A 24519-nucleotide genomic window follows, 5' to 3' on the forward strand; every position below is an offset into this window, starting at 1 on the left:
GTGACCTCGCCGACCCCGTTCCCGGCCCCCTCCCCCACGGCGGCCGCGGCCGCCCCGCCGTCCGACCCGGTGCTCGCCGCGCTCGGCGGGCTCGGCGCGGGCGTGGACTGCTCGGGCCTGCGCAGCCTCGCCCTGGAGGGCCCGTCGGTGCTGTGGCTGGTCGTCCACGGCAGCCTCGACCTGTTCGCGGTGGACGCCGCGCACGCCGGCGCCTGGCACTTCCTCGGCCGGGTGGAGGCGGGCGCGCTGCTGCTCGGCCCCGCCGAGGGCCCCCGGCACACCCTGGTCGGCCGGCCCTCCCAGGAGTGCCTGTTGCGCCGGATCGAGCTGCGCGAACTGCGGCGGCCGGAATACGCGGCCGTCCCCGAGCAGGGCACCTGGGGCGGCGCCTGGGGCGGATCGTGGTACGAGGAGCAGCCGGGGGCGTACGGGGCGTACGACGGGTACGGGACGGCCGCACCGGCCGGCTCCCCCGTCGGCGCGCCGGTCGCGAGCCCGCTGGAGGACGCCTTCGCGCTCGGCATCGGCCGGGGCCTTCGGGTGCTGTACGAGGCTCCGCTCGACGGCAGGTTCGGGCAGGCGCGGGGCGGCGCCGACGACGAGGTCGTGTGGATGCACGTCACCCCGGGCGGCCTGGCGTACGGCGCGGCCTACGAGGCGGAGGCGGCCGGCACCCTGCTCGTCGACCCGGTGCTGTGGCAGGGCATGGTCGAGCAGCAGTACCGGCTGCTGTACGCGCTCGACGACTGGATCGAGGAGCGCGAGCGCGCCCAGGAGGACCGGACGGCGGCCGGCCTGGCGGCGGGCCGGGCGGCCGGCAGCGAGGCGGACCGGGCGCTGCTCGCCGCCCTCGGGCGTCCGGGCGGGCGCGACCGGCGCGCCGACGGGGCCGACGCCACCCTCGCCGTGTGCCGCCTGGTGGCCGCGGAGGCCCGCATCGCGCTGCCGGAGTCGGTCGCCTCTGCCGTCTCCGCGACGGCGGGGAGCGGCGAGGAGCGGACGGACCCGGTGGACCGCATCGCGCTCGCCGCCCGGATCCGCACCCGCGAGGTCGGGCTGCGCGGGCGCTGGTGGCGGGAGAACTGCGGGCCGCTGGTCGGCCGTCGTGACGCGGACGGCTCACCGGTCGCGCTGCTGTGGCGGCGCGGCCGTTACGTGGCGGTGGACCGCGCCGGCGGGCGGCGGGAGCGGATCGGGGAGGCGAACGAGGCCGACTTCGAGCGGCGGGCCGTGATGTTCTACCGGCCGCTGCCGGAGGGCCGCCTCGGGCTGCCCCGGCTGCTGCGCTTCAGCCTCCGGGGTACCCGCCAGGAGCTGCGCGACCTGCTCGTGGGCGGGCTGGTGGCGGTGGTCCTCGGCGCGACGGTGCCGGTGGCGACCGGGCGGATCCTCGGCGAGTACGTGCCGGCCGCCGAGCACGACCTGATCGTGCAGACCTCGCTGGCGCTCGTGGCGACCGCCGTGGTGTCGGCCGCGTTCATGCTGCTGCAGAACGTCTCCCTGCTGCGCATGGAGGGCCGGATCGAGGCCACCCTCCAGCCGGCGGTGTGGGACCGGCTGCTCCGGCTGCCGACGACCTTCTTCACCGGACGCTCGACGGGTGAGCTGGCCAACGCGGCGCTCGGCATCGGCGCCATCCGGCGCATGCTGGCCGGGGTCGCGCCCGTGTGCCTCCAGGCGGGCACGGTCGGCGTGACCAACCTGGTCCTGCTGCTCGTGCACAGCGTGCCGCTCGCCCTGGTGGCGCTCGCGCTGCTGTTCGTCGTCTCCGCGGTGTTCCTGGGTCTGGGGCTGTGGCAGCTGCGCTACCAGAGGCGGCTGGTCGAGCTGGGCAACCGGCTGGACAACCAGGCCTTCCAGACCCTGCGCGGGCTGCCCAAGCTGCGGGTCGCCGCCGCGGAGAGCTTCGCGTACGCGGCCTGGGCGCGGGAGTTCGCCCGTACCCGGGTGCTCCAGCAGCGGGCCGGCCGGATCCAGAACGCGCTCACGGTGCTCGGCGCGGTGTGCCTGCCGGTGTGCTCCCTGGTGATGTTCATGCTGCTGGCCGGACCGGCCCGCGGCAGCCTGTCCGCCGCCGAGTTCCTCACCTTCTCCACCGCCCTGACGATGCTGCTGTCCTCGGTCACCCAGCTGACCGGAGCGCTCCTGTCGGTCGCGGCGGTGCTCCCGGTGTTCGAGCAGGTCGAGCCGATCCTGCGGGCGGAACCGGAGGTGCGCGGCGGGGCGGCGCGGCCCGGCGTGCTCAGCGGCGCGATCGAGGCCCGGCAGCTGTCGTACCGCTACAGCGAGGACGGCCCGCTGGTCCTCGACGGCGTCGACCTGGCGATCCGGCCCGGCGAGTTCGTCGCGATCGTGGGGGCGAGCGGCTGCGGCAAGTCGACCCTGCTGCGGCTCCTCATCGGCTTCGACCGGCCCACCGAGGGCAGCGTGCTGTACGACGGCCAGGACCTGGCCGCGCTCGACCAGGCGGCGGTGCGCCGCCAGTGCGGGGTGGTCCTCCAGCACGCCCGGCCGCTGACCGGGTCGATCCTCGACTGCCTGCGCGGCGCGGAGGCGTACACGCTCGAAGAGGCCTGGGAGGCCGTGACGCTCGCGGGGCTCGCGGAGGACGTCAAGGCCATGCCGATGGGCCTGCACACGATGCTGTCGGACGGCGGCGCCACCGTGTCCGGCGGGCAGCGGCAGCGTCTGATGATCGCCCAGGCCCTCATCCGCAAGCCGCGGATCCTCTTCCTCGACGAGGCGACCAGCGCGCTCGACAACGAGGCGCAGCGGGTGGTCATCGAGTCCACGAAGGCGCTGGCCGCGACCCGGGTGGTGATCGCCCACCGGCTCTCCACGGTCATGGGCGCCGACCGGGTGATCGCGATGGCGGAGGGCCGGATCGTCCAGCAGGGCACTCCGGCGGAGCTGCTCGCGGACGCGGGCGGGCTGTTCCACGAGCTGGTGCGCCGCCAGCTGCGCTGACTCGTTTCTCGGGGCTCGGTTCGCCTCGATCGGCTCGTTCGCCCGTGTCTCAGCTCACCCCGCGGGGGCGGAACTGCACGCTGATGCGGGGGCCGACGGCGCGGGTGGTCTTGGGGACGGCGTGCTCCCAGGTGCGCTGACAGGAGCCTCCCATCACGAGGAGGTCGCCGTGACCGGAGGGCAGGCGGAGGGCCACCGGGCCGCCGCCGCGCGGGCGGAAGGCGAGGTCGCGCGGGTCGCCGAGGGCGAGGATCGCGACCATGGTGTCCTGGGTGGAGGAGCGGCCGGTGCGGTCGCCGTGCCAGGCGACGCTGTCGCGTCCGTCGCGGTAGAGGCAGAGCCCGGCCGTGACGAAGGGCTCGCCCAGCTCGTCGGCGTAGTGCGCGTCGAGGGCCGCGCGGGCCTCGACGAGCGCGGGGTGCGGGAGCGGGGCGCCTTCCCGGTAGTACGCGAGGAGCCGCGGGACGGCGACGACGTTGTCGTACATCGTGCGCTCCTCGGCCTGCCAGGGCACGCCGGTGACCAGCTCCTCGAACAGGGCGTCGGCGCCGTGGAACCAGCCGGGCAGGTGGTCGACCCAGGCGCCGTCGCCCAGCTGCGTGCGCCGGACGCCGTCGAGGGGGCCGGGTCCGATGTCGGAGCCCTGGTCGAAGAGGGAGCCCTGGAATCCGGGGAGGTGGGGTCGTACGGCGGTCATGGTTCCAGCCTAGACGATGAATCGAACGTTCGAGCGATTCGGGTCCGGTGGGCAGGAGGACGCGGCGGGTCAGGAGGCGAGCAGGCGCCGGTAGCTCTCCGGGTGGGTCGCGAGGAAGTCCGCGAAGGACTGCGGCGGGTGCCCGGTCAGGGTGCGCACGTCGTCGGACACGTCGTCCATCTCCCCGGCGGCCACGGCCTCGTAGGAGGTCACCCACCCCTCGACCTCCCACTCGGGCGCGTCGTAGACCGCGCGTGAGGCGTACGCCTCCTCGCGGGTCTCCGGGCGGTAGGTGATCGTGCGCCCGCACGCACGCGTGAGCGCGGCCGCGACCTCGTCGAAGCTCAGCGCCTCGGGGCCGGTCATGTCGTACGTGGCCCCGTCGTGCCCCTCGCCGAGCAGCACCGCCGAGGCGGCGTCGGCGATGTCGTCGTGGGTGACGGCGCCCACGCGCCCGTCGCCGGCCGGTCCGCGCAGGACGCCCTCGGAGGAGGTCATCGCGACCAGGTCGGCCTGGTAGGTGCTGTCCCGCAGAAAGGTGAAGGGCAGACCGGTGGACCGGATGTGCTGCTCGGTGTGCCAGTGGTCGCGGGCGAAGGTGAAGGTGGCGTGCGGGGCGGCGTTGAGGTACGAGAGGTAGACGATCCGCCGCACCCCGGCGGCGACGGCGGCGTCCACGGCCGTGGCGTGGGTCCTGACCCGGCCGGGCGCCTCGTGGGCGGAGACGAGGAAGAGCGTGGCCGCGCCGCCGAGGGCGGCCCGCATCCCGGCGGCGTCGTCGTAGGACGCGGCCTCGGTGTCGGCGACCGGCAGCGCCGCCAGCTTCGCCGGGTCGCGCCCCAGCGCCCGGACGTCGGCGCCCGCCTCCGCGAGGTGCCGCACCACCCGCCGCCCGATCCGCCCGGTGGCCCCGGTGACCGCGATCAGCTCGCCCATGCCCTGCCGTCCTCTCCGCCGGACCCGCGCCCGCGCGCGCCTGAACCCCCATTCGACCGCGACCAGGCGCCGCGCGCACCCGCGCGCGTACGGGCGGGAGGCGGTCGGGCGTCAGGCGGCGGTCGGGCGTGAGGCGACCGGGCATGAGGCGATCGGGCGTCCGGAGGGTCTGGCGAGAGGGCATCGGGCGGCTGCGGCCGGGCCGGACCCGCCGTCAGGCCCCCCGGCGTTCACCGCCGCCGGAGCCGTGGGTGCGCCCTGAGCGCGGCGCGGGCCGCGTTGGCGCCCGGGGCGCCGTGGACACCGCCGCCGGGGTGCGCGGTGGCGGAGGCGAGGTAGAGACCCCGGACCGGGGTACGGGGGCGGCCGGTGCCGGGCAGGGGGCGGAAGACGAGCTGCTGGTGGAGGTTGGTCGTGCCCTGGTTGACCGCGCCTCCGACCAGGGCCTGGTTGCGCCGTTCCAGGTCGGGCGGGGCCAGCACCCGGCGGGCCAGGATCGTGGCCCGGAAGCCGGGGGCGAGCCGCTCGATCCCGGCCTCGACGCGGTCGGCGACGGCCTCCTTCTCCGCTTCGTCCCACCGGCCTGTGAGCCCGTCGGGTCCGGCGTCGCCCCGGATGCGCTGGGGCACGTGGGTGTACCCCCAGGCGGACTCGGTGCCCGCGGGAGAGCGGGACGGGTCCGCGGTCGTCATCTGGCCGAGCACGGTGAAGGGCACCTCCGGGACCTGCTCCATGGCGAGCTGTCCCGCGAAGCGGGTGAGCGCGTCGACGCCCTCGGCGACGTGAACCGTGCCGGCGCCCCGCGCGCCCGCGCAGACCCAGGGGATGGGGCGCGCGAGGGCCCAGTCCACCTTGACGGTCGCGAAGTCCCACTGGAACCGGGCCAGGTCGGCCCGCACGCGCGCGGGAAGGTGCTCCTCGCCGACCAGCCGCCGGTAGAGCAGGGGCGCCGGGACGTCGGCGAGGACGGCCCGCCGCGCCGGGATCTCCGTACCGTCGTCGAGGCGTACGGCGACGGCACGGCCCGACCGCACCAGGACCCGGGTCACGGGGTGGCCGCAGCGCAGTTCGCCGCCCCGGTCGCGCAACCGGTCGACGAGGGCGCGGGTGAGCATGCCGGCGCCGCCCACCGGCACGGGGAAACCGTGGACCTGGCCGAGCATGGACATCAGCCAGCCGAAGCCGCCGCCCAGGGCGGACTCGGGGCCGAGGTCGGCGTGCAGGGCGTTGCCGGCGATGAGGAGCCTGCCGCCCTCGCCCGCGAAGTTCTCCTCCCCGAAGCGGCGGGCGGGCAGCAGCATGGTCCGGGCGAGCCGCAGCAGGTCGGGGCCCGTACGGCCGGCGAGGCGCAGCCCGGCCAGGAGGGGCGGGAAGGGAGTGAAGAGGGAGCGGACGAGGTCGTCGCCGACGCGTTCCCACAGGCGGTGCAGGCGCTCCCAGGCGGCGCCGTCACCTGCCGAGAAGCCGTCGACGGAGTCGGCGGTCCGCCGTACGTCCCGGCCCAGGACCGCGCAGCGCCCGTCGGCGAGCGGGTGGGCCACGACGTCGGGGGCGTGGCTCCAGCGCAGGCCGTGGCGTTCCAGGTGGAGCGCGCCGAGCACCGGCGAGGCGGCGGCCAGCGGGTAGAAGGCGCTGAAGGTGTCGTGGACGAAGTCCGGGTGGACGCCCCGGTCGCTGCGCACGGCGCCGCCCGGTTCGTCCTGGGCCTCCAGGACCACGACGTGCCAGCCGGCGTCGGCGAGGACGTTGGCGGCGACCAGACCGTTGGGGCCCGCGCCGATGACGACGGCGTCAGGCGGGGGCACGGGACGGGTCCTCGCGCGGGCCGGCCTTCTCCCTGACGGCTCGTTCGAGGCGGGCGAGCATGCTGCGGTGCCGCCAGCGGATGAGCGCGTCCAGGGCGGTGTTGTGCAGGGGGGTCGCGGGCCCGGTGAGCGGGTGCTCGTCGACCAGGACCAGGCAGCCTTCGCCCCACCGCAGGGTGCGGAAGCCGATGCGGGCGCTGCCGAGCCCGTTGACCGCCTCCAGCTCCAGGCGGTCCTGCGGCTCGCAGAGCCGCGAGATGGTCCTGCCCTCGACGGTCCACGGGCCGAGTTTCACGGTGTAGCCCAGCTCGGCGCCTTCGGCCGGCCACGCGCCGTCGCGCTCCCAGGTGTCGTGGGTGCCCACCACCCAGCGCGCGTAGAGCTCCCCGTCGCCGAGGACGGACCAGACGTCCGCCGGGGGCGCGTCGATCAGTCGGTGCCATTGAGCCATGAGCGGGGTCTCCTTACGGGTCGGGTGAACGGACGCGGGAGAGAAGAGGTCGGCCGGGAGCGGGTCCGGGCGGCGGCCCGGACACCGGCGGCGGCCGCGCCGAGGGCCGAGGCGGCACAGGCGGCGCGGGCTGCCGTACGTGCCCGGCCGGCGCGCCCGCCCCGTACGGCGGCGGAGTCGCCGGACGGGGTGCGCAGACGGCCCGCCGTGTCGTCGGCCGAGCCCCGGGGGCCGAGGTAGTGGTGCTCGGTGCGCCAGGCGACGAGGCCGAGCACGGGCCGCCGGGCGACGGCCGTCGCGGCGGGCAGCAGCCGTGCGCCCGGTCCGACGGTCACCCGGCGGCGGGGACGGACGGCCGTGTGCACGACGGCGCGGGCCACCCGTTCCGGTGTGGCGACCGCCGGCAGGGCGCGCAAACGGCGGCCGGTGCGGTTGGCGGCGTGGTGGAAGAACGGGGTGTCGACCCCGGTCGGCAGGAGGGTGCACACGGCGACGCCGCGGTCGCCGGCGAGCGAGAGTTCCCGGCGCAGGGTCTCGTCGAGGGTGACGAGCGCGGCCTTGGACGCGGCGTAGGCGCCCATGTAGGGGGCCTGGACCGCCGCCCCGAGCATCGAGGAGATGTCGACGATCACTCCTCGGCCCTGGGCGCGCATCGCGGGCAGGGCCGCCCGTGCGCCGTGGAGGGCGCCCAGCACGTTGACGTCCCACAGCCGGCGCATGTCGTCGAGCGGCACCTCGGCGAGGCTTCCGAGGACGCCGACGCCGGCCGCGTTCACCCAGACGTCGATGCGGCCGTACCGGGTGAGCGCCGTGCGGGCGACCCGGTCCACGGCCGCGGCATCGGTGACGTCGGCCGGCACGGCGACCGCCTCGGCCGCCGGGTGCGCGGACCGGCACTCTTCCGCCACCTCCTCCAGCACCTCGCGGCTGCGCGCGGTCACCACGACGCGGGCGCCGCGCCGCGCGAAGGCGAGCGCCGTGGCGCGGCCGATGCCGCTGGAGGCGCCGGTCACGACGGCGACGAGTCCGGGCCGGATGCCGTGTCCGAGCAGGTTCACCCCCGGCGTGTCTCCCGCTGACGACGGTTTCATGCCTCGCGCGGCGAACCGAGTGCGCATGGGGAGGACCGAGCGGGTCCGGTGGGAGCGGAACCGGCCCGGTGGTGAGGGGAGGTCCCGGGAAATCGGCGCGGCGACGTCCGAGGGCTTGCGCAGTACAATTTCACATTACTATTTTACGGGTCACATTTCAGTCTGAGCCTCTCCTCTCGGAAGTGACCCTGATGGACCAGCACGCTCGACTCGCCTCCGCCGCCGCCCTGTTGACGGCCCTCGCGCTCACCACCGCCGGTTGCTCGGGCGCGGCCGGCGGCACCGCCGCGGGCGGCGGACGCCCCGGCTCCCATCCCGCGACCGGCACCAACGGCACCGTCGTCGGCGGCACTCCGGTCAAGGGCGGGACCCTGACCGTCCTGTCCAGCCAGGACTTCACCCACCTCGACCCGGCCCGCAACTGGGTGATGGGCGACATGGACTTCGGCACCCGGCTGCTCTACCGGACGCTGCTCACCTACCAGGCCCGGCCGGGGGCCAAGGGAGGCGAGCTGGTCCCCGACCTCGCCGAGGACCTCGGCACGTCGTCGAACGGGGCCAGGACCTGGACCTTCCGCCTGAAGAAGGGTCTGAAGTACGAGGACGGCACCCCCGTCACCTCCCGGGACGTCAAGTACAACGTGGAGCGGTCCTTCTCCCCCGACCTGCCCGGCGGCCCCGACTACGCCGCCCGGTACCTCGCGGGAGCCGAGGGCTACCAGGGCCCGGCCGGCGGCAGACACCTCGACTCGGTCAGGACGCCCGACGAGCGCACGATCGTCTTCGAACTGCGCAAGCCCTTCGCCGAGTTCCCCTACGCGACGGTGCTGCCGACCTTCGCCCCCGTGCCCAGGTCCCAGGACAGGGGCCCCCGCTACGACAACCGGCCCTTCTCCTCGGGGCCGTACAAGATCGAGTCGTACGCCCGCGACAAGCAGCTCGTCCTCGTCCGCAACCCCCACTGGGACCCCGCCACCGACACCGTCCGCAAGGCCTACCCGGACCGGATCGTGGTGACGATGGGCCTCAAGGGCAACCAGATCGACGACCGGCTGATCGCGGGCGCCGGCGCGGACGCCTCCGCCGTCGCCTGGGCGAAGCTCCGCCCCGAGTCCACGCCCAAGGTCCTCACCAAGCCCGACGTCCGGGCCCGGCTCCTCGCCGAGTCGACCAACTGCACCGAGATGCTGCAGATGCACACCGGCCGCGCCCCCTTCGACGACATCCGGGTCCGCAAGGCCGTGAGTCACGCCCTCGACCGCCGGGCCGTGCTCACCGCCTCCGGCGGCCCGGCCTTCAACGACCTCGCCACCGCGCTCATGCCCGGCTCCCTGTTCGCCGGCGGCAAGCAGCCCGACACCCTGCGGATCCCGCCGACCGGCGACGTCACCAAGGCCAGGCAGCTCCTGAAGGAAGCGGGCAAGGCCGACGGCTTCTCCACCGGCCTCACCGTCTCCACCGGCGACAAGGCCGTCGCCGAGGCCGTCCAGCAGTCCCTCGGCCGCGCCGGCATCAAGGTGGTCATCGAGACCGTCGACCCGTCCGCCTTCTACGACACCATCGGCGACACGAAGAACCGCACCGACCTCGTCTACACCGGCTGGTGTCCCGACTACCCCTCGGGCTCGACCTTCCTGCCCTTCGTCTTCGACGGCCGCTTCATCAAGGAGAAGGGCAACTCCGGCAACCACTCCCTCTTCCGCGACCCGGCCACCATGAAGCGGATGGACGAGATCGCCGCGATGACCGACGCCGCGCAGGCGGGCAGGGCCTGGCAGGAACTCGACGGACGGATCCTCGCCAAGGCGCCCACCGTGCCGGCCGTCGTCGAACGCCTGCCGCTGCTCGTCGGCCCCAACATCGCGGGCGCCTTCGGCCACACCTCCTTCGGCGGTCAGATCGACTACGCGACCGTCGGCCTCAAGGACCCCGCGAAGAGCGGAAGCTGAGAGGCCGTGAACTCCACCGACACCGCACCGGGCGCCGGGAGACCACCGGCCGCCGACGCCGCGAAACCCTCCGCCGCCGGACGCGGCGGCCCCTGGCGGCTCGCCGCCGCCGAGCTGCGCCGCCGCACCTCCGCCCTCGTCGCGCTCGGCGTCGTCGCCCTCTTCGCCGTGATGGCGACGGCCGCCCCGCTGCTGAGCGCCTTGGGCGGCTGGGGCCCCGACGAGTTCGACCCTTCGGCCGTCGACCCGTACCTGGGCGGCCTGCCCATCGGACCGCTCGGCGGAATGTCCTCCGAACACTGGCTCGGCGTGGAACCCGTCACCGGCCGCGACCTGTTCGCCCGGGTGGTGCACGGCGCTCAGGTCTCGCTGCTGATCGCCTTCGCCGCGACCGCGATCGTGGTCGTCACCGGGGTCGCGGCGGGCGTCGCCGCCGGCTGGTTCGGCGGCCGCACCGACACCGTGCTGTCCCGGCTGATGGACCTCACCATGTCCTTCCCCTCCCTCATCTTCATGATCGCGATGATGTCGGTGGCCAGGGACGTCAACCGGATCCTGCTGATGACCCTGGTCATCGGCCTGTTCGGCTGGCCCGGCATCGCCCGGGTCGTGCGCGGGCAGACCCTGTCGCTCAAGCACCGCGAGTACGTGGCCGCGGCCCGCGTGAGCGGCGCCTCCCACCTGCGGATCCTCACCCGGGACGTCCTGCCCGGCGTCGCCGGGCCCGTCATCGCCTACACCACCCTGATCGTCCCGGGGATGATCGCCACCGAGGCCGCGCTCAGCTACCTCGGCGTCGGGGTGCGCCCGCCGACCCCGTCCTGGGGACAGATGATCGCCGAGAGCGTCGCCTTCCACGACACCGACCCGATGTACTTCATCGTGCCGAGCCTGTGTCTCTTCCTCACCGTCCTCGCCTTCACCCTCCTCGGGGACGCGCTGCGAGACGTGTTCGACCCGCGGGGAGGCCGGTCGTGATCCTCTACCTCGGCCGCCGGCTGCTCGGCGTGCTCGGTGTCCTCGTCGCCGTCGCCGCCGTCACCTTCGTCATCTTCTACGTGCTGCCCTCCGACCCCGCGGCCGCGGCCTGCGGCAAGTCGTGCAGCACCGAACGGCTCACGGCGATCCGCGCCCACATGGGCCTGGACCAGCCGCTGTGGCGGCAGTTCACCGACTTCCTGACCGGAGTCGTCACCGGGCGCACCATCGGCACCGGCCCGTACGCGCTCGCCTGCGACGTCCCCTGCCTGGGCTACTCGTACGAGAACAGCCAGCCCGTCTGGGACCTGCTGGTCGACCGGCTCCCGGTCTCCGCCTCGCTCGCGGTCGGCGCCGCCGTGATCTGGCTGGTGCTCGGGCTCGGCGCCGGCGTCACCGCCGCCCTGCGCAAGGACACCCTCACCGACCGGGCACTGATGGTCGGCGCGGTCGCCGCCGCCTCGCTGCCGGTCTACTTCACCTCGGTGATGCTGATCTACGGCCTCATCCGCGTGGCCGGGCTGCTGCCCTATCCCACGTACGTGCCGTTCGGCACGGATCCGCTGTCCTGGGCGTCGAACCTGCTCCTGCCCTGGCTGGCCCTGGCGGTCCTGTACGCGGCCATGTACGCCCGGCAGAGCCGCGGTTCGATGATCGAGTCGATGGCGGAGCCGTACATCCGCACCGCCCGGGCCAAGGGTCTGCCGCGGCGGACCGTGGTGGTCAAGCACGGCCTGCGGGCCGGGACGACCCCGATCCTGACCATCTTCGGCATGGACCTCGGCGGGCTGCTCGCGGGCGCCGTCATCACCGAGTCGATCTTCGGTCTGCCGGGTGTCGGGCGGCTGTTCTACGGGGCGCTCGCCACCGGCGACCAGCCGGTGATCCTCGGCGTGACCCTGCTCGCCGCCACCTTCATCGTCGTCGCCAACCTCTGCGTCGACCTGCTGTACGCCGTCGTCGACCCGCGAGTGAGGTACTGATGACCGCTCCCGAGACCCTGCTGTCCGTCCACGGTCTGACGGTGGTCTTCCCGACCCGGCACGGGCCGGTGCGCGCCGTGGACGGGCTGGACTTCGACGTGCCGCGCGGCCGCACCCTCGGCATCGTCGGCGAGTCCGGCTCCGGCAAGTCGGTGACGTCGATGGCGGTGATGGGCCTGCACACCGGCGCCGAGGTGTCGGGCTCCGTCACCCTGGAGGGGCGCGAGCTGGTCGGCCTGCCGGAGCGCGAGCTGAACCGGCTGCGCGGCCGGCGGATGGCGATGATCTTCCAGGACCCGCTGTCCAGCCTCCACCCGTACTACACCGTCGGCGAGCAGATCGCCGAGCACCACCGGGTGCACTTCGGCTCACGGCGGGCAGCCGCCCGCCGGCGGGCGGTCGACGCGCTCGGCGAGGTCGGCATCCCCGATCCGGGGCGGCGGGCCGGCGAGTACCCGCACCAGTTCTCCGGCGGCATGCGCCAGCGCGTGATGATCGCCATGGCGCTCGTGTGCGAACCCGACCTGCTCATCGCCGACGAGCCGACCACCGCCCTCGACGTCACCGTGCAGGCCCAGATCCTGGAGCTGGTCGCGCGGGTCCAGCAGGAGCGTGGGCTCGGCGTCGTCATGATCACGCACGATCTGGGCGTGGTGGCGCGGGTCGCGCACGAGGTCCTGGTGATGTACGGCGGGCGGGCGGCCGAACGGGCTCCGGTGGACGACCTGTTCGCCGCTCCCGCGCACCCCTACACCCGCGGGCTGCTCGACTCGCTGCCCCGGCTCGACGACCGGGACGACCTCCCGCTGCGGGCCATCCCCGGCTCACCGCCCTCGCTGCTCGACCCGGCGCCCGGCTGCGCCTTCGCGCCGCGCTGCCCGCGGCCGGCCGCCGGCACCGGCGAGGAGCGGGCCCGGTGCGCGAGCGAGCGCCCGGTGCTCGCCGGCCGGGCCGGCCATCCGGTCGCCTGTCACTTCCCCGCGTACGAAGGCGTCGCCCCGTGACCACACAGCCCACACCACTCACCACACCCGCAACGCCCGTACCGCCTCTGCTGTCCGTACGGGACCTGACGATGACCTTCCCCGGGCGCCGGTCCCGCTCCGCCCGGGTCCGGGCCGTCGACGGCGTGAGCTTCGACATCGCGGCGGGCGAGACCCTGGGACTGGTCGGCGAGTCCGGCTGCGGCAAGTCGACGACCGCCCGGATGATCGTGCGGCTGCTCCGGCCCACCTCCGGCAGCGTCGTGTTCGACGGCCGCGACATCAGCGGGCTCTCCCAGCGGGCCCTGAGGCCGCTGCGGCGCGAGCTCCAGATGGTCTTCCAGGATCCGCACTCCTCCCTCAACCCGCGCCGGACGGTGGCCCGGATCATCGCCGACCCGCTCCTCGTACACGGCACTCCGGCCACGCGGGCGCGCCGGCGCGCGGCCGAGCTGATGGAGCTCGTGGGGTTGGCCCCGGAGCATCTGGACCGCTATCCGCACGAGTTCTCCGGCGGCCAGGCCCAGCGGATCGGGATCGCACGGGCGCTGGCCACCGGGCCGCGCCTCGTGGTCGCCGACGAGCCGGTGTCGGCGCTCGACGTGTCCGTGCAGGCGCAGATCGTCAACCTGATGGAGCGGCTGCGGAAGGAGCTGGGCCTCGCCTTCCTCTTCGTCGCCCACGACCTGTCGGTGGTGAGGCGGGTCTGCGACCGGGTGGCGGTGATGTACCTGGGGCGGATCGTGGAGATCGGCCCGAAGGACCGGGTGTACGAGGACCCCGCCCACCCCTACACCCGGGCGCTGCTCTCGGCCGTACCGTTGCCGGACCCGGTGGCCGAGCGGGCGAGGGAGCGGATCACCCTCCTCGGCGATCCGCCGAGCCCGGCCGCGCCGCCGCCGGGCTGTGCCTTCCATCCGCGCTGCCCGAAGGCGCGGGAGGTCTGCCGGACGGAGCCTCCGCTGCTGCGGATCACCCGGGCGGGGGAGGCACGGGAGGTGGCCTGCCACTTCCCCGGGTCCGGCTGAAGCCCTGGCCGCGTCCGGCGTCAGTTGGTCGCCGGGCGCAGCCGGTCGACGGGGTGGGTGTTCACGTACGTCGCCAGGTCGTCGTCCTTGAACGCCTGCCACAGCTCCGCACAGCGCGCCCGGTCGAGGTGGACCACCGACTGGCCCTTCTCCGTGCCGGTGCCCTTGACCGGGGCGTTCATGAAGGTCATGTCCCCGGGGCGGACCTCCCGCATGTTCCAGACCAGGCGGCGCATCTCGTCGTCGCCGAAGCGCTCGTCGACGCTGACGGTCTCGGTGAAGATGTCGAGGGTCCGCTTCAGGCCGCGCGGGTCCTTCAGGGACGCGGAGGTCATCACCTTGGCCAGGACCGTGCGCAGGTAGTTCTGCTGCCGGTGGGTGCGGTCGAAGTCGCCCTTGGGCAGGTTCTCGCGCTCCTGGACGTAGGCGAGGGCCTGTTCGCCGTTCATGTGCCGGCGCTCGCCGTCGGCCATGAGGATGTCGACGCCGCCGACGGCGTCGGTGAGCTTGCGGAAGCCGCTCCAGTCGATGACGGCGAAGTGGTCCACGCGGACGTCGGTCAGGCGCTGGACGGTGTCGATGAGCAGCGGCGGGCCGCCCCAGGAGAAGGCCGCGTTCAGCTTGGCCCGTCCCCGGCCGGGGACGTCGACCCAGGAGTCGCGGGGCAGCGAGACGACGTACGCGGCGGAGTGGTCGTCCGGGATGTGCACGAGCATCATCGCGTCGCTGCGCTGGTCGCCGTACTTCCACATCCGGCCCTTGGCGTCGCTGCCGGTGGTGGGCACGTTCGACCGCGAGTCGAGTCCCATCAGGAGGAAGTTCTGTCCGCCCTTGGAGCCGGCGGGCACCGGCGCGTTCGTGGGGAAGGTCTGCGGGATCCGCTGGACCCGCCCGGTGTAGTGCTGGTACGCCCAGTAGCCCGAGCCGGCGGTGAGCAGCACGGCCCCGACGAGCAGGGCGAGCGCGCTCAGCAGGACGGTCCTGGCCTTCGGGCGCCGCCGGCGTCGCGTCGGGGCCCCGGCCCGTTCGATCGCTTCGGCCGCGTCCTGCCGTTCCTCAGTGGCGCGTTGCTCCGTGACACGTTCTTCCGTGGCGCGTTCTTCCCTGGCCTGTGCCTGCCCGGCGGGTGTCTTCGCCGCCCGTCCCTCGGTGTCCTGTTCCCGTTCCCGCGCGCTCATCGACTGCGTCTCCCCCTTCGCCGGCCGCCCCCGGCCCTCCGGCTCCCCGACTCGGCCCGCCGGGAGCGCCGTTCAGGCCACCAGGATGCCGAAGACCCGCCCGCTGCGGGGCGAGTCCGAGGAACCGGCCGGGATCGGGCCGGTGCGGGGTGACGTGCCCGCACCGGCCCCGGGGGTTCAGCCCGTGACGGTGATCTGCTGGGAGGGGTCGGTCGTGTCGCTGATGCGGTAGGTGGCGCTGAAGGTGGCCGACTGGTTGCCGGTCGGGCAGAGGAAGCCGCCGGTGACCGTCGCCGGGACGGGCGCGTTCGCGATGGCCAGGGTGGAGGGGGCGCCGTTGGTCCAGGTGCCGTTGACGGCGGTGGGGCCGCTCGGGGAGGCGGTGATGGTGCAGGAGGCGAAGCCGCTGGTCTTCAGGACGACGCCGCCCTTGGGGATGGTGAAGCCACCGGTCACGGGGGCGCCGTTCTGGGTGGAGAGCGTCCAGGCGCCGTTGGTGGCGTTGCTGGTGACGGTGACGCTCACGCCGGAGATGTTGGTCGTGCACCCGCTGAAGGTGGGCGGGTTGACGGGGACGGTGACGGGGCCGGCCGCGTTGTGGTTGGCGGGGGCGGCGGGGACCTTGTTGTTGGCGCCGGACGTCGGTACGGAGGCGGAGACCGTACAGGTCATGGTGGTCGAGCCGGCGACGAAGGTGGCCTTGCCGGTGAGCTGGGCGGAGAAGGAGTGGCCGGCCGGGAGCAGCGTGGTCGACGCGGCGGCCTGCGGGCCCGTCGCGCCGAAGGTGAGCGCGGTGGCGGCGGCGAGCCCGGTCACGGAGACGAGCAGCTTGGACATGGGGATCTCCTCGGTGTCGGAGGGTGGGGAGCGAGGAGGTGCGGATGCGCGTGGGCTGACGTGCCAGGTGGGGGGTACGCGCAAAGTGACTTGAGAGTAGAACCGGCCGGTAGGGGTGTCCAGGCACGATTTCCGCCACTGCTGACAGTGTGTCAGACACAATGGCGTGACGGAGTGCTTGACGACGGCCGTGCCGCCGCGCCCACGACACCGCCCCCGGAGCGGAGCCTCGTTCCGGGGGCGGCGGGAGCGGCGATGTCGGCGCACGACGCTCGGGGTGCGGGATCCGGGAGCCCCCACGGCTCCCGTTCGGCTGTGACCCCGCACCCCTGATCCTGCCGTGTCCCGCGACCTGTTCGGCGATCTTCCGACACGTCCCACACGATCCGACGAAGGCGCGGCCGCCCGCTTGACGGTTCATGCGCCCCTCGTGCGCCTCTCGTCCACCCCCGCGCACCGGCCGCGCCGGCCACGCGCGCCCCCTCGCCCGCCCCTCGCCCGCCCGCCGTCCACCCCCTCACCGCCCGCTCGCCCGCCCGCGCGTTCCGTAACCCCCCGTTCTCCGCACGGTGGTTGACGCTCCGCACGCCCGGCTGCGAGGGTCTGGCAGCCCTCCCCCACATCCAAGGAGTTGACGTGCACTTGATATCCGCAAGCCCCGCGTCAGGGCGCCGGAGGTCGGCATGGGCCGCCGTCCTGTGCGCCCTCGCCCTCGTCCTGGGGCTTCCGGCCACCGCCCACGCCGCCGTGCTCCAGCCACTGCCCCAGAACGCCGACGGCCTGGAGCAGACCTTCGCGCCCGCGTACGACTTCGACACCGACGGCTGCTACATGACCGCCGCCATCGGCGCCGACGGCACGCTCAACCCCGGACTCAAGCTGGGCGGCACCGTCAACGGACAGTGCCACGACTCCGCCCAGCTGGCCGCGGCCAACTCCTACTCCCGCGCGAAGTGCAACAACGGCTGGTGCGCCGTCGTCTACGCCGGCTACTACGAGAAGGACCAGGCGACCTGGGGGCCGCTGGCCATCGGGCACCGCCACGACTGGGAGCACGTGGTGGTCTGGATCAGCGGCGACCAGGTCCAGTACGTCTCGGTCTCGCAGCACAGCGGCTACCAGGTGGCCGCCCGCTCGGCGATCCGCTTCGACGGCACCCACCCCAAGATCGTCTACCACAAGGACGGCGCCTCCACCCACTGCTACCGCTTCGCGGGCGCGGCCGACGAGCAGATCGAGAACGCCACCGGCGCCTGGTTCTACCCCCGCCTCGTCGGCTGGAACGGCTATCCGGCCGGACTGCGCGAGAAGCTCACGGCCGCGGACTTCGGCTCGGCGACCCTCAAGATCAGGCACTCGGACTTCGCGAACGCCCTGGCCCGTGCCGAGCCGGCGGGCCTTCCGTTCGACCCCTACGCCTGACCCGGCCGGTCCCGGGCGCCCCCGACCGGCCCCGACCGACGGCCCCCGGCCGGTCCTCCGGGCCTTCCGACGCTGGTCCGGACCGGTTCCGGACGGTCGCGGGGCGGGTGCCGGTCCGGTTCCGGCCTGGACCCGTCCGGTTCCGGCCTCTTCCGACGTCTGGAGGGTTCCGACAAAGGCCCCGGGCGCGCCGGTGGGGATACTGGGAGCCCCACGAAACAGAGCGACAGGGAGGGCCGGGTGGAGTTCCGCCTGCTCGGGACGGTGTCCATCGCGGCCGAGACGGGTGAACTGCCGCTCGGCCCCGCCAAGCGGCGCAGCGTGCTCGCCGCGCTGCTGCTGCGCGCGAACGCCGTGGTCCCCGTGGACCGGCTGATCGACACCGTCTGGGCCGAGGACCCGCCCGCGCGGGCCCGTACCGTCGTGCAGGGCCATGTCTCCCGGCTGCGGGCGCTCTTCGACCAGGGCGGCGCCGGCGACTACGGCGTCGAGCTGGCCACGCACACCCAGGCGTACGAGCTGCGCATGCCCGACCAGCTCCTCGACACCCACCGCTTCGAGGAGCTGGTCCAGCTCGCCGGGCATCAAAGACATCCGGCCGACGCCGTCCTGATGCTCCGTGAGGCGCTGGCGCTGTGGCGCGGCCCTGCCCTGACCGGAACGGTGGCGAGCGAGCCGCTGCTCGTCGCGGCCCGGGCCCTGGAGGAGACCCGACTCGCGGCGGTCGAGCAGCTGGCCGCGGCGTACGCGCGGCTCGGCGAGCACGCGAAGGCGGCGGCCCTGCTGCGCGCCGAGGCGGCGGCGGACCCGCTGCGCGAGTCGCTGGCGGCGGCGCTGATGCTCTCGCTGTACCGGGCGGGGCACCAGTCGGACGCCCTGGACTGCTACCACCGCACGCGCACCCAGCTCGCGGAGGAGCTGGGCGTCGACCCCGGTCCGGCGCTGCGGGCCGCGTACGAGGCGGTGCTGCGGGGGCTGGCACCGGCCGGACAGACCGTGCCGTGGCCGGAGGCCGCGTACGGGGCCCCCGGCCCGCACCCGGGCCGGTGGACCGATGGGACCGCGGGGACCTCGGGGACCTCGGGGACGGGCGGGCCGACCACCGGTCTCCCGGGCGGCGGCCACCGGGAGGACGGCGCCCCGCGCGAGGGCACCCCACACGCCGGCCCCTCGGGCATGGGCTCCTCCGGACCCGGCTTCTCGGGCACCGGGTCCCCTCATCTCGGCTCCCCCGGTGCCGGCTTCCCCGGTCACGGGCACTCGGGCACCGCATCCCCCGGTCCTGGCCCCTCAGGCGTGGGCCCCTCAGCCACCGGCTCTTCCGAGCGCGGCTACTCCGGGCCCGGCTCCCCCGGTCCGGCCTCCCCGGGCATCGGCCCCTCAGGCACCGGCTCCCCCGGCGCCGACTTCCCCCATCTCGGCTCCCCCGGCGCCGGCTTCCCCGGTCCCGGCCCCTCAGGCATCGGCTCCTCCGGCCCCGGCTTGCCGGGCGGAGCAGCGTTCCGCGACAGCGGCGCTCCCTCCAGCGGCGCCGCGTCATCCGCCGCCGGGCACGAGGACGGCGCCGCCGGTCCGGCGGCGGGCGGTCCGCCGCCCGCCCTGCCCGCGCCCGATCTGCTGCCCCGCACCCCGCGCGGTTTCCTGGGGCGCGAGCGGGAGCTGGCGGCGCTCGACGCGGCCGTCGAGACCGCCCGGGTGGCCCTGGTGACCGGCCCTGCCGGGGTCGGGAAGACCGCGCTCGCCCTGCACTGGGCGCACCGGCGGTCCGGGGACTTCCCCGACGGCGTGCTCTATGCCGACCTGCGGGGGTTCAGCGCCGACGACGGGCTCGACGCCCTCGACGTCCTCCGGGAGTTCCTACCTGCCCTCGGCGTGCCGCCGCGCCGGATCCCGGAGTCGCCGACGGCGGCCGCCGCGCTGTACCGGTCCCTCACCGAGGAGCGGGCGCTGCTCGTCGTCCTCGACAACGTGCGCGGCGCCGACCGGGCCAGGCCGCTGCTGCCCGCGGGTGCGCGCAGCGCCACCGTGGTGACCTCGCGGCTGCGGCTCAGCGGGCTCGTGGTCTCCGAGCTGGCCCGGCCGGTGCCGCTCGGCGTGCTCGGTCTCGACGAGTCCGCGGCCCTGCTCGCGGCGGCCGTCGGCGCGGACCGGGTCGAGGCGGAACCGGCCGCGGCGCGGCGGCTGGCCGAGCTGTGCGACGGGCTGCCGCTCGCCCTGCGGGTGACCGCGGCGCAGTTGGCCGCCCGCCCGCACTGGCGGCTCGCCGATCTCGCCGACGAACTCGCCGACGAGCAGCGGCGGCTGGCGCTGCTGTCGGTGGGCGGCGCCGAGGAGGACACCGAGGGCGCGGGCGTGGCCGCCGCGCTGCGGCTCACCGTGCAGGGCCTGCCGGCCGAGGCGGCCCGGCTGTTCCGGCAGGTGGGCGTGGCGCCGGGCACGGACCTGGACCGGCACGCCGCCGCCGCGCTCCTGGACCGGACGCCGGCGGTGGCCGCCGAGGCTCTCGACCGGCTGTGCGACGCGCACCTGCTCGCCGAGTACGCGCCGGGCCGGCACACCGTGCACGACCTCGTACGTCTCTACGCGCGCAGCCTGGAGTCCGACGAGGACGCGCTGCTGCGGCTGCTCGACCACTACACGCTGACGGCCATGGCCGCGACACGGGCCGCGGAGCCGGACGACCTGCCGTGCTGCGCGGCGCCGCCGGACGCCCGGGTGCCCCGTACCGCCGTGCGCTTCGCGGGCCGGGACGCGGCGCTGCTCTGGTACGCGGCCGAGCGCGACAACCTCGCGGCGGCGGTCGCCGCCGCCCGGGCGGCCGGACACCACGACCGGGCCTGGCGGCTCGCCGTCCTCCAGTGGCCGTACATCCTGTGGAACAGTCACGACGGCTGGGTGCCGCTGCTCGAGGACGCCGTGGACTCGGCCGCGCGGGTGGACGATCCCGACGCCGAGTCCCGGGCGCGGGCGCTCCTCGGCTGGCTGCTCACCCAGGACGGCCGGCTGCCCGAGGCCCTCGTGCACCTGCGGCTCGCCCCCGCGCTCGCGGCCCGGGCGGGCGAACGGTCCAGCGAGGCGACGGCCCTGGTCAACCTCGCGGTCGCGCTGGACCGGTCCGGTGTGACCGAGGAGTCCCTCGCCCACACCGCCCGTGCCGCCGAACTCGTCCGGGGCAGCGGCGACGTGATGACCGAACTCCTCGCCCTGGAGCACCGCGCCCGCCAGCTCCTCGCGGTCGGTGACCCGCGAGGGGCCCTCGCGTGCGCGCGCGAGGGCCTGGCCCTGGACGGCGACACCGTCAACGGCCTGGTCGGCGTCCGCCAGAGCGAACTGACCGCCACGGCCGGCGCCGCCCTCCTGGACCTGGGCCGCCCCGCCGAGGCCCGCGCCACCCTCACCCGGGCCCGCGAACTGGGCCTGGCCCACGGCTACCAGGAGAGCGTCCGCCGCGTGGAGACCCAGTTGCTCCGCATCCGCGAGACGGCGTAGGCGCCGGCGCTCATCGGGACGGCGCAGGACCCGGCGCGGCACCGGGACGGCGCAGCACCCGGCGCGCACCGGGACGGCGTCGTGGCTAGCGCGACACGAGGAAGTGGACCTCGCGGGGCCTGACCTCCAGGTCGCTCAGGCCGTCGGGGGTCGCGCCCATCTCGCGGCCGATCTCGGCCGCCGCCCGGAACGCCTCCTCGGACTCGAAGGCGCCGGTGGTGACGACGGCGTCGCCGGCCGGGGTGACCCAGACGTCGACGGACAGGAAGCCGGGCTGGCGCCGGGTCGCCTCGGCGACCTCGTGGCACTCGGCGACGAACTCCTCCAGGTGCTCGGGGGCGGGGTAGTGGAAGGCGACGAAGCCGAAGGACATGGGTGTCCCCTCTCGGTTATACGATGCCGTACAACGCGAGCCTAGGGGCTGATATACGGCCCCGTATATCCCCCGGGCCGGGAGTGAGGTGGATCACCGATGGGTGCGTTGCGCACACCGCGGGAGAAGTGGATCGAGGCGGGGCTGCGCGCCCTGGCCACCGGCGGGGTCGAGGCGGTGCGGGTCGAGGCGCTGGCCAAGGCGCTGGGAGTGACCAAGGGCGGCTTCTACGGGTACTTCGCCGACCGCGAGGCGCTGCTGGCCGCGATGCTGGACACGTGGGAGCGCGAGAGTGTCGACGACATCATCGCCCGGGTGGAGCAGGAGGGCGGCGACGCCCGGGACAAGGTCCGCCTGGCCGGGCAGCTCACCTCCTCCGGCGACCGCCTGCTCCCCGTCGACCTGGCCGTCCGCGAGTGGGCCCGGCGCGACGACCAGGTCGCCGCCCGCCTGCGCCGCGTGGACAACAAGCGCTTCCAGTTCGCGCGCGACACGATCGCCACCTTCTGCGCCGACCCCGACGAGGTGGAGGCCCGTGCCCTGCTCGCCTTCTGCACGGCGATCGGCAGCCATTTCCTCGCCGCCGACCACCCCGGCCGCGACCGCGCCCCGGTCATCGCCCGCGCCGCCGACATCATCCTCGACGTCCCGGGCGGCGAGCCCACCGGATGACATTCCGTCAAAACCCTGACGTGCGCGCCGGGATCACCCCGGCCACGCCGGAGCCGACGGGTCCGGTGGTGGCGCGCCGAGGTCCGCCTTCAGGGCACCGCACAGGCGTCCGTGCAGGGCGCCGGCCGTCGGCCCCGGGGTGAGGGCGGCGGCGAGCCGCCAGTAGCGGCCGATCAGCGGGTCGGCGCCCTCGGACAGCAGGCCGGCGAGCCGGCGGCGGAAGGCGGGGCTGTCGCGGGTGCGGAGGGCGCGGGCGTAAGCGGCGACGAAGCAGTCCAGGGCCTCTCCCACCCGTGCCCCTGGGGCGTCCGCCTCGGCCACGGCCAGGTCGTACGCCTCTCCCAGGCCCGCGTACAGCACGCTCGGCCGGTGCTCCACGCCCGCGAGGTGCACGGCCGGGGCCGGGGCCCGTGCGACGAGGGCGTGCAGGCGGGCGAAGGCGAGGACCTGGGCGGGCGTCGGGTCGTCCGGTGGCTGTGGCACGGCCGCGTCGAGGACCGTGGTGGCGAGCCGGGCCGGCAGGCGTACGGGCAGGGTGCGCCGCCAGAAGCGGGCGAGGGCGGTCGTGTCGGGCGGCAGGGACAGGTCGCCGAGCAGCCGCAGCCGTTCCGCCCGCTCCCCGGGCGCGCAGTCCCGCAGGAGCCGCAGCGCCGCCTCCCGCCAGCGCAGCGCGGCCAGCCGCCCGCGGACCTCGTCCAGCCGGTGCGCGAGGACGTCCTCCAGCGCGTCGTCCTCGTCCAGGACACGGGCGACGTCCGGGACCGGCAGGTCGAGGGTGCGCAGCGAGCGGATGAGCCGGAGCCGTTCCAGCGCCTCGGGCCCGTACCGCCGGTGGCCGCCGCCGCTGCGGGCGGCCTCGGGCAGAAGCCCGCGGTCGGAGTAGAAGCGGACGGTCTTCACGGTGACGCCGGCCCGCTCGGCGAGGTCGCCGATGCTCCACGGTCCGCCGTCGTCGGTGCTGACGTCCAGGCCCATGCGGACAGCGTACTGAGGGCCCGTCAGGGCCTCTCGGGCGCCTTCGGCCTTGAACCTCCCCCAGGGGGAGTTCCTACGGTTCCGGCGCGAGGCGAGACGACTCGCGGTGCGGCGGGAGGAGAGCGTGATGGCCGTTTTCGTGCTGGTGTCGGGGCCCTTCACCGGGGGGTGGGTGTGGCAGGAGGTGGTCGAGCGGCTGCGGGCGTCGGGGGCCGAGGCGTACGCGGTGACCCTGTCCGGCATGGTGCCGGGGACGGAGGCCGGGAGCGTCCGGGCCGGGGAGGTGGACCTGGAGGCCCATGTCGAGGACGTGGTGCGGGTGATCGACGGCATCGAGGCTCCTGAGCTCGTCCTCGTCGGGCACGACTACGGGATCCATCCGGTGCTCGGGGCCGCCGACCGGCGGCCGGACCGGTGCGGGCGGGTGGTGTATCTGGACGCGGGGATGCCGGCGGACGGCGATCCGGCGGCGGCATCGCTACCGGACGGGTCCGTCGCCGCGTCGGCCGACGGCCTCGTCCCCGCGCCGTCGGGCGGGCAGTGGGAGCGCTGGGGCAGCACGGCGGGCCTGTCCGCCGAGGCCCTGGAGCGGCTCGACCGGCTGGCCGTGGCACAGCCGGTGCGGACGCTCACCCAGCCGCTGCGGCTCACCGGCAGCCCCTTCGACCGGCCGACGACGGGTGTGCTGTGCACCGCGAACGGTTCGGGGATCTCGATGGTGGAGATGCTGGTGGCGTCGGGCCCGCCGCGTTTCCGGGTGCTCGCCGGCCCCCGGGTGGGTTTCTTCGAACTGGACACCGGCCACTGGCCGATGCTGTCCGCACCCGGGCCGCTGGCCGACGTGCTGCTGCGGGCCGCCGCCGACGAGGGGACCCGGCTGGCCGTCGCGGAGTCCGCGCCGCCGCCGGCCCACGCGGGCTCGTTCCTCCTCGACGTGCCGCGACGGCCGCGGGTGCGCCGGGGCCGGGTCGATCTGCACCTCCCGGAGGCCGAAGAGCCGCGTCCGGCCGTGCTGTTCGTGCACGGCGGGCCCGTGTCGCCGGAGCAGCGGCCCACTCCGCGCGAGTCCGCGACGTTCCTCGGGTACGGGGGCCATGCGGCCGCTCTCGGCCTGGTCGGCGCGACCCTGGACCACCGGCTGTACGGGCTCGGGGACTATCCGAGGGCGGCCGGGGACGTCGCCGAGGCGGTGGAGCTGGTCCGGGCGGACCCGCGGGTCGACGGGGAGCGGATCGCGTTGTGGTTCTTCTCCGCCGGCGGACTGCTCGCGGCGGACTGGCTGGCGGCGCCGCCGCCGTGGCTGCGGTGCGTGGCCCTGACCTATCCGGTCCTCGCGCCGCCGCCGGACTGGCGCGCGGTGCCCGCCCGGTTCGACCCCGCGGGGGCGGTGGGGGCGTCGAGCCCGCCGGTCGTGCTGACCCGGGCGGGCCTGGAGCACCCGGTGTTCCAGGCGACGGTCGACGCCTTCCGCACCGCCGCCGACCGCTCGGGCGCCACCGTGGACCTGATCGACGTCCCCCTCGCCCACCACGGCTTCGAGACCCTGGACCACACCGAGGAGACCCGGGCGGCGGTGCGCCGTGCGGCGCGTGCGGTGCGGCGGTACGTGACGGAGTGAGCGCGCGGGTTCGCCGGCCCGTCCCGTACCGGGGCAGGCGGAGGGGCGGCGCCGGTGGCCTTCCGGTCCGGCGCCGCCCGCCCCGTG

General features: G+C 75.1%; 19 protein-coding genes. 10 read left to right on the top strand and 9 right to left on the bottom strand.

The genetic code is table 11. From position 1 onward, the window contains the following. The gene (locus ABTZ91_RS24635) at positions 1 to 2967 is read left to right on the top strand and encodes an NHLP bacteriocin export ABC transporter permease/ATPase subunit (protein WP_352079398.1); all 2967 of its coding nucleotides are present in this window, start codon (positions 1 to 3) and stop codon (positions 2965 to 2967) included. 49 nt (positions 2968 to 3016) lie between these two features. Here the strand turns inward: ABTZ91_RS24635 and ABTZ91_RS24640 are convergent, their stop codons facing one another. The 5 genes from ABTZ91_RS24640 to ABTZ91_RS24660 form a co-directional block, all read right to left on the bottom strand. Then, positions 3017 to 3664 carry an alpha-ketoglutarate-dependent dioxygenase AlkB gene (locus tag ABTZ91_RS24640; protein ID WP_352079399.1) on the bottom strand — a complete coding sequence of 216 codons (648 nt, stop codon included), beginning with the start codon at positions 3662 to 3664 and terminating at the stop codon, positions 3017 to 3019. Positions 3665 to 3733: 69 nt separating this feature from the next. Next, positions 3734 to 4600, bottom strand: a complete 867-nt coding sequence (locus ABTZ91_RS24645) for an SDR family oxidoreductase (protein WP_352079400.1) — start codon at positions 4598 to 4600, stop codon at positions 3734 to 3736. 230 nt (positions 4601 to 4830) lie between these two features. Beyond that, positions 4831 to 6405, bottom strand: a complete 1575-nt coding sequence (locus ABTZ91_RS24650; RefSeq protein WP_352079401.1) for an NAD(P)/FAD-dependent oxidoreductase — start codon at positions 6403 to 6405, stop codon at positions 4831 to 4833. Further along, positions 6392 to 6856: an SRPBCC family protein gene (locus ABTZ91_RS24655; protein WP_352079402.1), complete on the bottom strand. Its 465-nt coding sequence runs from the start codon at positions 6854 to 6856 to the stop codon at positions 6392 to 6394. Before ABTZ91_RS24655 ends, ABTZ91_RS24650 begins: the two co-directional genes overlap by 14 nt. Continuing rightward, positions 6835 to 7914, bottom strand: a complete 1080-nt coding sequence (locus ABTZ91_RS24660) for an SDR family NAD(P)-dependent oxidoreductase (RefSeq protein WP_352079403.1) — start codon at positions 7912 to 7914, stop codon at positions 6835 to 6837. Before ABTZ91_RS24660 ends, ABTZ91_RS24655 begins: the two co-directional genes overlap by 22 nt. Before the next feature lie 224 nt (positions 7915 to 8138). On the opposite strand from ABTZ91_RS24660, the gene ABTZ91_RS24665 reads away from it, so the two are divergent. From ABTZ91_RS24665 to ABTZ91_RS24685, 5 genes are all read left to right on the top strand, one after another. After that, entirely contained in the window at positions 8139 to 9896 is a 1758-nt protein-coding gene (locus ABTZ91_RS24665; RefSeq protein ID WP_352079404.1) for an ABC transporter substrate-binding protein, read from the top strand. Between the two features lie 6 nt (positions 9897 to 9902). After that, the gene (locus ABTZ91_RS24670; protein WP_352079405.1) at positions 9903 to 10874 is read left to right on the top strand and encodes an ABC transporter permease; all 972 of its coding nucleotides are present in this window, start codon (positions 9903 to 9905) and stop codon (positions 10872 to 10874) included. Further along, positions 10871 to 11857 carry an ABC transporter permease gene (locus ABTZ91_RS24675; RefSeq protein WP_352079406.1) on the top strand — a complete coding sequence of 329 codons (987 nt, stop codon included), beginning with the start codon at positions 10871 to 10873 and terminating at the stop codon, positions 11855 to 11857. The genes ABTZ91_RS24670 and ABTZ91_RS24675 overlap by 4 nt, the downstream gene beginning before the upstream one ends. Next, positions 11857 to 12861, top strand: a complete 1005-nt coding sequence (locus ABTZ91_RS24680) for an ABC transporter ATP-binding protein (RefSeq protein ID WP_352079407.1) — start codon at positions 11857 to 11859, stop codon at positions 12859 to 12861. The genes ABTZ91_RS24675 and ABTZ91_RS24680 overlap by 1 nt, the downstream gene beginning before the upstream one ends. A 71-nt stretch (positions 12862 to 12932) precedes the next feature. After that, entirely contained in the window at positions 12933 to 13868 is a 936-nt protein-coding gene (locus tag ABTZ91_RS24685) for an ABC transporter ATP-binding protein (RefSeq protein ID WP_352079505.1), read from the top strand. A 20-nt stretch (positions 13869 to 13888) separates the two neighbouring features. Here ABTZ91_RS24685 and ABTZ91_RS24690 read toward each other — a convergent pair whose 3' ends face one another. Both ABTZ91_RS24690 and ABTZ91_RS24695 read right to left on the bottom strand, forming a co-directional pair. Next, complete coding sequence (locus ABTZ91_RS24690; protein WP_352079408.1) at positions 13889 to 15046, bottom strand: LCP family protein; 1158 nt, start codon at positions 15044 to 15046, stop codon at positions 13889 to 13891. Between the two features lie 177 nt (positions 15047 to 15223). Next, positions 15224 to 15883: a hypothetical protein gene (locus ABTZ91_RS24695; protein WP_352079409.1), complete on the bottom strand. Its 660-nt coding sequence runs from the start codon at positions 15881 to 15883 to the stop codon at positions 15224 to 15226. Positions 15884 to 16525: 642 nt separating this feature from the next. Between ABTZ91_RS24695 and ABTZ91_RS24700 the strand changes: the two genes are divergently transcribed. Together ABTZ91_RS24700 and ABTZ91_RS24705 are read left to right on the top strand one after the other, a co-directional pair. Then, positions 16526 to 17305, top strand: coding sequence for an NPP1 family protein (locus ABTZ91_RS24700; RefSeq protein ID WP_407078021.1), 780 nt, complete (start codon positions 16526 to 16528; stop codon positions 17303 to 17305). 240 nt (positions 17306 to 17545) lie between these two features. Beyond that, positions 17546 to 20794: a BTAD domain-containing putative transcriptional regulator gene (locus ABTZ91_RS24705; protein WP_352079411.1), complete on the top strand. Its 3249-nt coding sequence runs from the start codon at positions 17546 to 17548 to the stop codon at positions 20792 to 20794. Between the two features lie 85 nt (positions 20795 to 20879). Here ABTZ91_RS24705 and ABTZ91_RS24710 read toward each other — a convergent pair whose 3' ends face one another. Continuing rightward, positions 20880 to 21167 carry an antibiotic biosynthesis monooxygenase family protein gene (locus ABTZ91_RS24710; protein WP_352079412.1) on the bottom strand — a complete coding sequence of 96 codons (288 nt, stop codon included), beginning with the start codon at positions 21165 to 21167 and terminating at the stop codon, positions 20880 to 20882. Positions 21168 to 21266: 99 nt separating this feature from the next. On the opposite strand from ABTZ91_RS24710, the gene ABTZ91_RS24715 reads away from it, so the two are divergent. After that, on the top strand, positions 21267 to 21839 hold the full coding sequence (locus ABTZ91_RS24715) for a TetR/AcrR family transcriptional regulator (protein ID WP_352079413.1): 573 nt from the start codon (positions 21267 to 21269) through the stop codon (positions 21837 to 21839). Between the two features lie 33 nt (positions 21840 to 21872). Here the strand turns inward: ABTZ91_RS24715 and ABTZ91_RS24720 are convergent, their stop codons facing one another. Continuing rightward, positions 21873 to 22814: a MerR family transcriptional regulator gene (locus ABTZ91_RS24720; protein ID WP_352079414.1), complete on the bottom strand. Its 942-nt coding sequence runs from the start codon at positions 22812 to 22814 to the stop codon at positions 21873 to 21875. A 127-nt stretch (positions 22815 to 22941) separates the two neighbouring features. On the opposite strand from ABTZ91_RS24720, the gene ABTZ91_RS24725 reads away from it, so the two are divergent. Then, entirely contained in the window at positions 22942 to 24432 is a 1491-nt protein-coding gene (locus ABTZ91_RS24725; protein ID WP_352079415.1) for an alpha/beta hydrolase, read from the top strand. The last annotated feature ends 87 nt before the right edge of the window (positions 24433 to 24519 follow it).

This window comes from Streptomyces sp. NPDC126499 (assembly GCF_040302485.1).
Classification (GTDB): domain Bacteria; phylum Actinomycetota; class Actinomycetes; order Streptomycetales; family Streptomycetaceae; genus Streptomyces.